The organism is Bartonella sp. SD1336NMGDW, from assembly GCF_042193565.1.
GTDB lineage: Bacteria > Pseudomonadota > Alphaproteobacteria > Rhizobiales > Rhizobiaceae > Bartonella > Bartonella grahamii.
Genome location: NZ_JBHILW010000024.1, coordinates 1 through 11784 on the forward strand (window position 1 = coordinate 1; position 11784 = coordinate 11784).

Genomic DNA, 11784 nt, shown 5'->3' on the forward strand with positions numbered 1-11784 from the left:
CGTCCACAGCGAAGAAGGGGCTAATTTTTTAAAATCCGCATGAATGCTTATTCTGTTGTGCTGTAAAAATATCATCGCTTGAAGTGTGGTGATATAAGGCACAAAAGCTTTATGCATGGGGTGTTTTGATGAGAGAATGCTATGGTATTCAGTTTTTTATTCAATATGTAAAAGAAACATTATAAGTCAAAATCTTCTTTAATGTGATAATGATTTTTGAGAATTAAAAAAATATAAGTTTAAATATAAAGAGCAGCACAAAGTGCTGCTCTTTTATTTAAGTTAACATTAGCTTCTGCTTTAGAAACGATAACGTATCCCGCCAGACAAATTGGTGCCAGATACTCCGGCTTTTTGCAGTTTTTGCCGATAGCTGATATCGGCGTTTAATACAATATTTTGAGAAAGATATGCATTCACCCCCATGCCTCCCTCAATTGAAGAGCCGGTAGGATCAACATGAAAGGTATCAGCAATTTTTATGGTTTTACCATCACCAAAAGCTCTGATCACATTCATTTTACCATAGAAGGAGACAGCCTTATTTTCTTCAGCAGCCATTATAGTTTTTGTTAAACGCCCACCAATCCGCACCAACCATTGATGCGGGTTGCCCATGTCTACTTTTAAGCCATCGGCATCTGAGAAGATATCAAACATGAGATTTTGATAAATGAATTGTGCTTGTGGTTCAAATATCAATCCTTTTGTGTTGGTTGCTAATTTCTGACCAATAGTTGCAGATATATTAAGCATCTCAGTACCGTCCAATTTTGCGGCATTCCCAACAAGAGCTGTGGTAATATTTCCTTTTAACTTTCCGTAAGAAAGAAGTGTGTTTAGATATATACCATTGCTATGTTGAATGCTGCTGTAAGCGGCAAGAGACCATTTATCAAGTGTTGTCTTTTCAGAATCTTGCATCTCTTTTGGCGTAAAGGCAAGTTTTCCGTATGTTCCTAAAAAACCAAAATGTGTGCTTATGTCTTTGCCTTCCGAGGCGGCTAATATGGCACCCAGTTGTAAAGCAGTATAGTTTACATCAGCACCATAACCATAATGTAGTGGATCGCGGTTGGAAGATAAGGTGACTTTCTCGCCGTAGGAAGAGAAAAAGATACCATTCTTTTTATTGTCTTTTGCCCCAAATACTGTTGTTCGCATATTGTCTAACAACGTGTTTTGATTGCTGACATCAGTAAATCCAGCAGAAAATAAAGTATTAGATATGGTTAAATAGTTTGCTACCTGTGGTAAAAGTGCTCGAACTTTTTTATCCTTATCAATGTAGGCATTCTGTAAGCGGAAATCCCAGAAATTACTGTTCTTACCAAAAAGGTTTTGGCTTTCATGAGATGTTCCAGGTTTATAGCCTGTAAGTACATACTTATAAGGTTGTTTCCCTATTGTCATATAGTTTCCTGCTAACGTGAAGGAATTTTCGTTTGCTTGTCCGGAAACTTGAATGATTGAAATCCCATGTGTCCCTAAAGGAAGTGACGCCATGTGTTCTCCCCAAACAGCAGAGCTATCGGTTGTTTTTTTATCTGTTTTTCGGAGATTGATGTGAACAACAGTACGCCCTGAGACATCACCATTAATCACAATGCGATCGGTTTGTTGCTCCGTGATAGGAGAATGTTTATTCCATTGAGTATTTACATAAATTTCTGCAACACCTGTTGCACTGTAAACCGCTGCTGTATGAGCTATTTCATTTCTTTTCGGAAGATTAGGTCCTATAAACAGAGTTTGATAATGTCCTTCCACTGGCTTGTCAAACATAATGGCACTGTCTGTAAGGCGCAATTCAGAAAGGTTAGAGTATGATTTTTTATCAACACCAAACTGTACATGGTCATCTGAAACATTATCATTATTTTGGGCGTTTTTATTCGCCTTTAAAAGCCATTTTGTCCCTTCTTTTAGATCAAAAACAGTTCTATTATCTTTAGAAGTTCTCACTCCACCTTCTAAAGAAGAGTGGTTAGAAACCAGTGTAAGGGTGTTTGTGAAAGCATTTTCGTTTTTTATATTTTTTAATAAAATATCGGCACGAATTTCTGAATTTTTAAGGTTGACTTCACCGTTTATGCCTGTTCCATAAAGGTTGATACCTCTACCATGTTCAACGAAAATCCTTGTATTCTCTAGAGTTACTTTATCGGCAATATTGGCTCCATCTTGTTCTTGAACGGCGTTGGCATTCCTTTCAGCATTGCGTGTATATCGTTTTCTAGGGGCACTATACGGATTGTTGCGGAAAATAATACCGTCCACTTCATGATTACCCGTGACATGTACGCTTGAATCTTTCAGTTTGATTGTTCCCTCTATGTTTAGCAAACCAACTGTTTCTGTTGTTACAGTAATACCTGTAGCATCAATTTCTCCACCATCTGATACACTTAGTGCAACAAAACGCGCATCAACTGTTCCCCCTATCATGTTGATTTTTGAATTATTTCCCTCTGCATGTACAGCAAAACCATTGTCTTGAATTTTTTTGTTATGTAGCGTTATGGTCTTACCGTTTTCAGCCTCAATTCTGGAGCTTATATCCTCAATTTGTGTAGACTTTTCAGGTTGTTTTATTGGTTTTTTAAGCTCTGATTTTTCAGATATTTTTTGTGCAGAGGCAGATTGTACGGGCGCTGGTTTTACAGATTTTGGTGGTACCGATAATGCTGGTTTTCCAGTTTCTGGTCTTAAAGATATTGGCTGTGCGAGTTCTGGTTCTTTAAGCGCTGGCGATAGCTCTGTTGCCGGTTTTGTAGGTTCCGCTCTTGTAGGTTTTAAGTTTATAGGTGTTGGTTGTAAATTCGGTGCAGGTTGAGGAGGTTCTGACTGTGAGGATACAGCAGAATTTTCGGACATTTTTTCTCTGGAAGAGTTTGTAGAAGAGGTGGAAACACCCGAACGTCTTCTAGATTTTACTTCCATTCCTGCTGTTGGAGCTATTTCTGTCGTTGGAGATTGTGTAAGAGTATCTTGTGTGGCTGTAGGGTTAGATTGTACACCTTCTGCCACTTTAGTCTTTGATGTTTGTGTATTTCCTTGGCTAAGATTAGAGTTTTGTTTTGAAGAAGAAATTGTATTTCGAACTAAATTTCCTTCAAGTTTGGTTGTGGAAGGTAGAGTGCTCGTAGGAGTAGGCGTTGTAGATTCACTCTTTGTAAGAGGAGGGGGTATGATCGTTCTTGTAGAGCTAGATGTTAAAGGTGGATATGAAGATGATGCATTTGAATGAGCGGGTTGTGGAGACGGGAGATCTATTGTAGGTTGTGCATTCGTATCATGAAGAGCATAAGACAAGCTGGTGGAAGAACAAAACAGAACTCCAGAAACTGTGTATAGTAAAAAACTTTTTTTCATATAGATGTATTCCTAAATATTTCCCCTCTCTCATAAAAGATAAAACTTTAACCTCATTATGTTTCTTTTGTAAGAGACAAAATGAAACATAATGAGAGTACTTTGTATTTCAAGATGCAAATACAAGTATTTTTAAAAGTGATAGCGCATTCCAGCGGAAATATTTATTGCAGATATGCCATCTTTTTTGAATTTATGTTGATAGCTGAGATCATTATGAAACTCGATATTTTCAGATAAGTGCGCCTGAATACCAAAACCACCTTCGATTAAAAATCCCATAGCAGCAAGCGGAAGGTTTTCACTAAAAGTTTTGATCGCGTTCAGTTTGCCGTAGAAGGAAAGGGCATGGCCTTTGTTTTGCGTCAAACGTCCGCCAATACGGAGCAACCATTGATGAGGTTTGCTTATGTCTATTTTAGAGTTATCGTCATCTGAGAAAGAGCCAAGCATGAGACGCTGATAAACAAGTTGTGCTTGCGGTTCTAGGATTACACCTTCCAAACTGGTTGACAGTTTTTGACCAACAGTTGCAGCAGCCCCTAATGTTTTACTATTATTTACTTTTGAGGTATGTTTGATGAAAGCTCTGGTGTTATTTTCTTTGAAAATTCCATAAGAGAGAAATGCATGTGCATAGAGGCCACTGTCATGTTGAATATTTCCATATGCAGTGAGTGACCATTTATCAAGCATTTTCTTATGAGAGCTTTCTTTGTTTTTAGGCGTAAAAGACAATTTCCCATATGTTCCGAAAAGACCAAAATTGCTGCTGATATTTTGATCGTATAGCGCTATTAATGTCGCTCCTGCTTGCAATGCAGCATAGCGAATATCTGCTTGAACACCATCTTGTTTTTCTTGAATGCTGGAAGAAAAGGTGCTCTTATTGCCATAAGTGGATAAGAAAACGCCTCTCTCTGGATGATCTTTGGGTTCAAACATCGTTATTTGCATGTTGTCTAACGAGATATTTTGATTGTTGAAATCAGAAAAACCGACAGAAAACATCGCGATAGGCATAACTAAAGAGCTTTCTTTTTGTGGCATAAGAACTGTTCTTTTTTCTGCCAAATCAAGAGAAGCAGAAGTTGCGGCTGCTTCATTATCTGTAAGTTTAGAGGTGCTTTCGGTATCAGCGGTAGCGGTTCTCTTAACTTTTGTGGGTAATTTCACATGAGCTTTTGCGGATGTGTTAAGAGTCGTTTTCGATGCTTGTGTTGGTGTGTTTATTAAATCAATGGTATGGCGTGTTTGAGGGTTTAAGCCAGAAGCGGTACTGGTAGACGTAAAATTAAAAGAAGAAAAAAACAAAGCACAAGCGGCTGTACATAACAAAAGATTCTTATGCATAGAGATGTTCCTTAAGATATTTTTCTTTGTTTTGCTAAAAATAAACCACTTTTTGACACACTACGTTTTTTGTAATGTAGTAAAATATAAGCAGCACTGTTTTCATCTCAGCGCTGCTTATGCGTCAAAATAGAGAGCTAAGATTTCTAAAAGCGATAACGCATTCCACCGGAAAAATTAATTCCAGAGACACCAGCTTTTTGAAGTTTATGTTGGTAATTAACGTCAGCATGAAGTGCGATATTTTTAGAAAGTTGCGCGTTAATGCCAAGCCCACCTTCAAGGGAAGAGCCCATAGAATCGAGATAGAAAGATTCAATAACATCGATAGTGCGCTTTTCACCAAAAGCTTTGATGACATTCAATTTACCATAAAAAGAAAGAACACGATCTTTTTCAATGGGAAGCATTGTTTTCGTTAAACGCCCTCCAATACGGACCAACCATTGATGAGGGGTCTTTATATTAACCTGGAAGCCATCAATATCTGAAAGAGTGCCAAATGTAATGTGTTGATAAATAAGTTGTGCTTGTGGTTCAAAGGACACTCCTTCAACACCAGTTGCTAGTTTTTGTCCAACGGTAGCTGATATATTTAATGTATCCGTATTATTTAACTCTGTGGTGTTGCCGATAAGGGCTGTTGTAATATGTCCGTTTAAAATGCCGTAAGAGAAAAGTGTATTAACATAGAGACCATTGTCATGGTGGAGGTTCCCATATGCCGTAAAAAACCATTTATCCAGTATGCTTTTGTCAGAACCTTCCATATCCTTTGGCGCAAAAGAAAGCTTTCCATATGTGCCTAAAAGACCAAGATTCGCGGTCATATTTTGATTTTCTAACGTTGCTAATGTCATGCCTGCTTGGATAGCAGCATAACGAACATCTGCACCATAACCATATTCTAATGGACTACGGCTGGAAGATAACGTTATCTTGTTGCCATAAGTCGATAAGAATATCCCTTTCTGTTTATGACCTTCTAATCCGAAAACTATTGAGTGCATATTATCTAACAGTGTATTTTGATTGTTTATATCAGCCAAGCCAGAGGAGAATATTGCATTATGCATAACCAAATAGCTTGCCATTTGAGGAACAAGAGCTTTGATCTTTCCTTCATCATCGAGAGTCGCACTTTGCAAGCGGAAATCCCAGAAATTCTCATTTTCTTCCAAGGGATCTTGTCCATTGTTTTCTTTTTTGAGGGATGATGCATTGATATTTTGTGCATCTTTCTGTTTTGATTCTTGTGATATTCCGCTTAAATGACTTTGTGTCTTATCGGCTTTCCCACGGCTGGATGTTGGTCCATAAACATTGAGTATGTATTTATAAGGTAAGCCCTCCATTGTGGTGTAGCCATGGGCAAGTTTGAAGGAATCTTCATTTGCTTGCCCAGAAACTTGAATAAGTGAGAGCCCACGCATATTCAAAGGAATTGAATCTTCTTCATCATCGAATGGTTCTGCATGCTTTGAAAGATTGTTGAAATAGATCGTTGTGGTGCCTGAGACATCACCATGAACGAGAACACGGTCAGTTCTTTGTTGTTCTTTTGTAAGACCATTACTCCATTCTGTATTAAAGTAAATTCTTGCGTTCCCCAATGCATTGTAAACCGTTGTTGCATCGGAGCTTCTGTTTTGCTCTGCTTTTTGTGGATGTTTTCCTACATGCAAGGTTTGATAATGATTGTCTGCTAGTTTATGCGGAGCATTAAATATGATAGAGCTATTATTAAGGTTTAGGACTGAAACGATAGATTGTGCTCGTTGCTTAAGATCAAGGAGCTTATAATTAAATAGACTAAAACTATTTTCCAACTCAAAGAGACTAATTTTTAAATGCCACTTGCTGTTATTGTTTAGGGTGAAAACCGTTGTATTTTGAGGAAGCGTTTTTGCTCTTCCTTCCATAATCGAATTATCAGCCTCTAATGTAAAAGTAGCAGGTTGAACCTCGAAGAAGGGTGAGACTTCATTTTTTAATAACATATCAGAACGAATTTCTGAGTTTTTAAGGTACACTGCATTCGTTTTGGGATAATAAGGTCCGAAAATACCTACACCGTCGTTTACAAGAAGTTTTGTATTATTAAGGATTGCTTTGTTTACAACTTCTTCTCCTTCTTTTATTGTAGAACTTGAAATATAACCAAAATTGATACCATAGGCTCTGCTGTGGCCTATGACCTTTAATGTTGAATCTTCAATATGGATTGTGCCGTTTGTGAGTGACAAACCATGCCCTTCTGCCTCTCCCACAATTCCTTTGGCATTAATTTGACCACCTGATGTTGCAGAAAGCAAAGTAAAGCCTGAGTGCATTACTGAGTTTGTAATGGTAATATGACCTTTCTTAGCAACCACGGCATCATACTTACCACGAACAAAAACATTATGAAGGCTCTTCTCTTCTCCATTAGCTACTTGGACCGTAGGAATCTCAAGAGGTTGTTTATTTGCATAAGTTGGAGCAAAATGAGAAAAAATGAAAGTTCCAGCAATTGTACATAACAAAAAATTTTTCTTATAAATATATTTCTTACACATAGATATGCCTTTAATATTTGGTATGCTTTGATGCTTACTTCATTCCCCTAATGGCGCAAGTACCCAATCAGTTTTTATATCATTATATTTTTATTGTAAACAACAAAACGAATATTATGCTTTGTTATTTATCGTTTAAAAATTGGTCTTAGAAGAGCTTTTAAAATAGAAAGCGCAATGCAGCGAAGATGGATTTCAGAAAACCTAGCTTGATAAGTATTTTTGTTTTAAAGTGCTAAGGATCAAAATATTTTACAAGGATGTTTATTGCTTAAGGCTGTTGTTATGAAAACTCTACAAAGTTTTTGGAGAAGATTTGTTGTGCATTTACAAAAATCGTTCAGTTGTTTTTCTTGCATATAGAATTATTCACTATGAATTTTTTTGATGTAAAAAAGCTAAAATATTTTGTATTTTTTACCGATATACAAAAATTTTTATAAATCAAAAAGGCAGTTCTCTTGAGACTTCAGCAGTCATTGAGAGATAAGGAATTTTGTTGCATTTGGTTTGAATGAAATTAATCCTTTCGAGAAAGCTGTATAGAAAGAACCGTTATTGATGGCTCTTTACGATAGATTGCAAAAAAGCAGTACATTCGTACTGCTTTTTTATTAAAAATGCATAGACTATAAATTGTTTTTTGCCTTTTCTTAAAACTGATAGCGTATTCCGCCTGAAAAGCTTGCTCCAGATATACCAGTTTTTTGAAGCTTATGTTGATAGTTAACATCAGCATGAAGGGCGATATTTTGTGATAATTGTGCATTTACACCAAGTCCACCTTCAACAAAAGCTCCTATAGAATCAAAGTGGAATGATTCACCAATCTGTATGGTGTCATTGTTAGAAAAAGCTTTAATAATATTCAATTTACCATAGAGAGAAAGAATACTGCCTTTTTCAATAGAAATCGTCGTTTGTGTTAAGCGCCCACCAGCACGCACTAAGTATTGATGAGGATTTCCCATATCTACATCAAAGCCATCGACATCTGAGAATGTGCCAAGCATGAGACGCTGATAAACAACTTGTGCTTGTGGTTCAAAGACCAATCCTTTTGTACTGGTTTCGAACTTTTGTCCAATGGTCGCCGATGCACTGAATGTATCAGCGTTTTTCAATTCTGCAGTCTTTCCTATGAGAGCTGTGGTGATATCTCCCTTGAGCATTCCATAAGAAAAGAGAGCATGGATATATGCACCATTATTATGGCGCAGTCCACTATATGCAGAAATTGACCATTTATTGAGTGTACTCTTGTCAGCACCTTCCATATCTTTTGGGGTGAAAGCTAATTTCCCATATGTCCCGAAAAGACCCAAATTGGTGGTTATGTTTTGATCTTCTAGAGCTACTAATGTAAAGCCTGCTTGTAAAGCAGCATAGTGAATATCGGCACCATAGCCATATTGCAATGGCGTACGGTGAGAGGATAATGTCATCTTATTTCCATAAGTCGAGAAGAAGATCCCTTTGTTTTTATGATTTTTTTTCTCAAAGCCTGTTTTTTGTATCGTGTTCAGTAAAGTGTTTTGATTGTTTACATCAGCCAGTCCAGCTGAGAATAGTGCGTTAGGCATGGACAAATAGCTTGCCACTTGAGGAACGAGAGCTCTGATCTTTCCTTCATCATCGAGCGTTGCACTTTGCAAGCGGAAATCCCAGAAATTCTGATTTTCTCTCAAATGGTTTTGTGTGCTCCCTATTTGCTCAGAATTTGCCGTTGATTCACCTTTTATATTATCCTCAATCTTCAAAACCACACCACCTAATACAACGGGGGTCGTGTCGGTTTTTGAGGACTTTTCTTGTGATTGTTGAGTTACTTCTCCTAAATGGCTTTGTGTGCTCTCTGCTTCTCCAAGACGTGATGTTGGTCCATAGGCATTTAAGATATATTTATAAGGCAAACCGCCCATTGTGACATAGCCATTTGCTAGTTTGAAGGCATTTTCATCTGTTTTTCCAGATACTTGAATGAGCGACAGTCCACGCATATTCGCGGGAATAGAAGCTTCTTCTTTTGATGGCTCACCTTTTGAAAGACTATTGAAACTAATTGTCGTGGTGCCTGATACATCTCCATGGACAAGAAGGCGGTCCGTTTTTTGTTGTTCTCTTTTTAAACCATCACTCCATTCTGTATTGAAATAAATCCTTGCATTGCCTACTGCATTATAAACGGTTTTTATAGCGGAATCCCTGTTTTCGTGTGGTTTAGGGATCTCAATTGTTCGTCCTACACTCAAGGTTTGATATTGACCCTTTGCCAGCCTATGTGGCGCATTAAACACAATAGAGCTATTATTGAAGTTCAGTACTGAAACGGTAGATAGTGCTCGTTGCTTAATATCATGGAGTGCATAATTAAATGAACTAAAATCACGATTTATGTCGTATTGACTTACATTTAAATACCATTTGCTGTTGTTATTTAAATTAAAAACAGTTGTATTTACTGCTAAGGTTCTTGCTCTTCCTTCCATAATCGAATTATCGGCGGTTAATACAAAAGTCACAGGATGAGGATCTGAATCTGTTTTCTTTTTTACATTATTTTGTAATAGTACATCAGAACGAATTTCTGAATTTCTAAGTTGAACCTCGGCAACAGACTTTGAAGATGATGGTCCTAAAATACCGACACCATTTTCCACAAGAAGTTTTGTATTGTTAAGAATTGCCTTATTGATAACTTCTTCACCATCTTTCACAAAAACATCTAAAATGCTATGAAAAATAATACCGGATTGTTTTTTGCTTTCTATGAATGAATCTTCAATGTTAATGATACCGTTTGAAATCGATAGACCAGTGTACAAGGCATTGACGTTTACTCCTTTAGCATTAATACGTCCACCTTGTGATACAGCAAAAGCAAACGAAGCTGAATGTATTGTTGAGTTTGTAATTGTGGCAATTGCTTTTTCAGAGGCGTGCACTGCGCTCAATCCATTGCGGATAAAAACGTTATTAAGAGTTTTTTCTTCTCCTTTTTCCAGCTTAAACTCACTAATAATTTCAGGAGGTTGTCTATTTGCATAAGTTGGAGCAAAATGAGAAAAAATGAAAGTTCCAGCAATTGTACATAACAAAAAATTTTTCTTATAAATATATTTCTTACACATAGATATGCCTTTAATATTTGGTATGCTTTGATGCTTACTTCATTCCCCTGATGGCGCAAGTACCCAATCAGTTTTTATATCATTATGTTTTTATTGTAAACAACAAAACGAATTATAGTTATGGTGTTCTCTATGATTTGAAGTTTTTCTTAAGAAAAACTTTTTAATGATCATAAGAAGTCGGGAACAATGGATTTCATAAAACCTAGCTTGGTCAAGCTTATGCTAAAAACACTATGAAGTATGATATTTAAAATTGTCTATTAAGGATAATCGTTATAAAAGCTCTATAGCATTGAGATGTATTATTTTATGCACTCACCAAAACGATCAGCAAATTTTCTCTGCTATAAGAAAAAGAGATGAGGGGGCTATTCACAGGCTTTCTTTAAAGAGACTTTTCTTTAAGGGTACCAAAGCTTATTTCGCGACGATGTGGTCATGAATGCTATAACGCTAAAGCCATAGAGTCTCATCATCTTTACGCTTACGAAGGAGCAAGCTGATACCTTTAAGCTTAATAAAAGAGCAAGCCCATCACACACTTTGCTAGCTCCTAATGTTTGTGACAAGCTCTTGGTTCTTGAGACAGTTCATTATAGGAGTTCTTAGGCTTTTCTTATATAACTTTGCTCCACACGCCAGCTCCGCTTGTAACGTGCAAGAAAATTTTTAATTGATTCAACATAAAACAAGTTTGAAATGAGAGAATCCTACGATATTCGGGACTCTCATTACAACATGTAAAACAAAGAATTATATTTATAAATCAATATATTGTATGGAATGATAGGGATAAGCATTGTCAAAATGGTTTGCCTAAAAAACGGTACATGGAAATATAAATGAATTCTTACAGGGTGGTGTTAAGCTAATGGATTGAAGAAACAGATAGCAAAGGTATGAACAGAGAACTTCTTTTATCATTATCTTTTCCAATGTTGTTTTCTTTATATTGCCTAAAAATACACTTTGCTTAGCTGTATAGACAAATTCGATAATGAATATGCCGCGTGACTCGTGTAAATAGCAGAGAAGGAGATCATTGAGGAGAAAGAAAAAAGTTTTAGGGGATAAGAATAGTAGCTTACATAGATTAAAAAAGGCAGTATACTATACTGCCTTTTTATTAAATTGAATAGAATGAATAGGCTATTTACAGCCTTTCCTTAAAACTGATAGCGTATTCCACCTGAAAAGTTTGCACCACTTATACCAGTTTTCTGAAGCTTTTGTTGATAATTCACATCACCATGAAGGGAGAAATTGTGAGACAGTTGTGCATTGATACCAATGCCGCCTTCAATTGCAGGTCCCATAGGATCAAGGTCAAAGTCTCTACCAATATGAATGGTACCATCATCACC

Annotated in this window: 5 protein-coding genes; all 5 read right to left on the minus strand. The window is 36.8% G+C overall.

Annotated elements, in window-relative coordinates:
* Positions 1-300 precede the first annotated feature (300 nt).
* Positions 301-3375, minus strand: coding sequence for an autotransporter outer membrane beta-barrel domain-containing protein (locus ACFIKH_RS08200; RefSeq protein ID WP_375671445.1), 3075 nt, complete (start codon positions 3373-3375; stop codon positions 301-303).
* Positions 3376-3507: 132 nt separating this feature from the next.
* Positions 3508-4728, minus strand: coding sequence for an autotransporter outer membrane beta-barrel domain-containing protein (locus tag ACFIKH_RS08205; RefSeq protein ID WP_375627446.1), 1221 nt, complete (start codon positions 4726-4728; stop codon positions 3508-3510).
* Between the two features lie 146 nt (positions 4729-4874).
* Entirely contained in the window at positions 4875-7286 is a 2412-nt protein-coding gene (locus ACFIKH_RS08210; protein ID WP_375671446.1) for an autotransporter outer membrane beta-barrel domain-containing protein, read from the minus strand.
* 653 nt (positions 7287-7939) lie between these two features.
* Positions 7940-10417, minus strand: coding sequence for an autotransporter outer membrane beta-barrel domain-containing protein (locus tag ACFIKH_RS08215; RefSeq protein ID WP_375671447.1), 2478 nt, complete (start codon positions 10415-10417; stop codon positions 7940-7942).
* Positions 10418-11586: 1169 nt separating this feature from the next.
* On the minus strand, positions 11587-11784 hold a 198-nt coding region (locus ACFIKH_RS08220), incomplete at its 5' end, for an autotransporter outer membrane beta-barrel domain-containing protein (protein WP_375652059.1).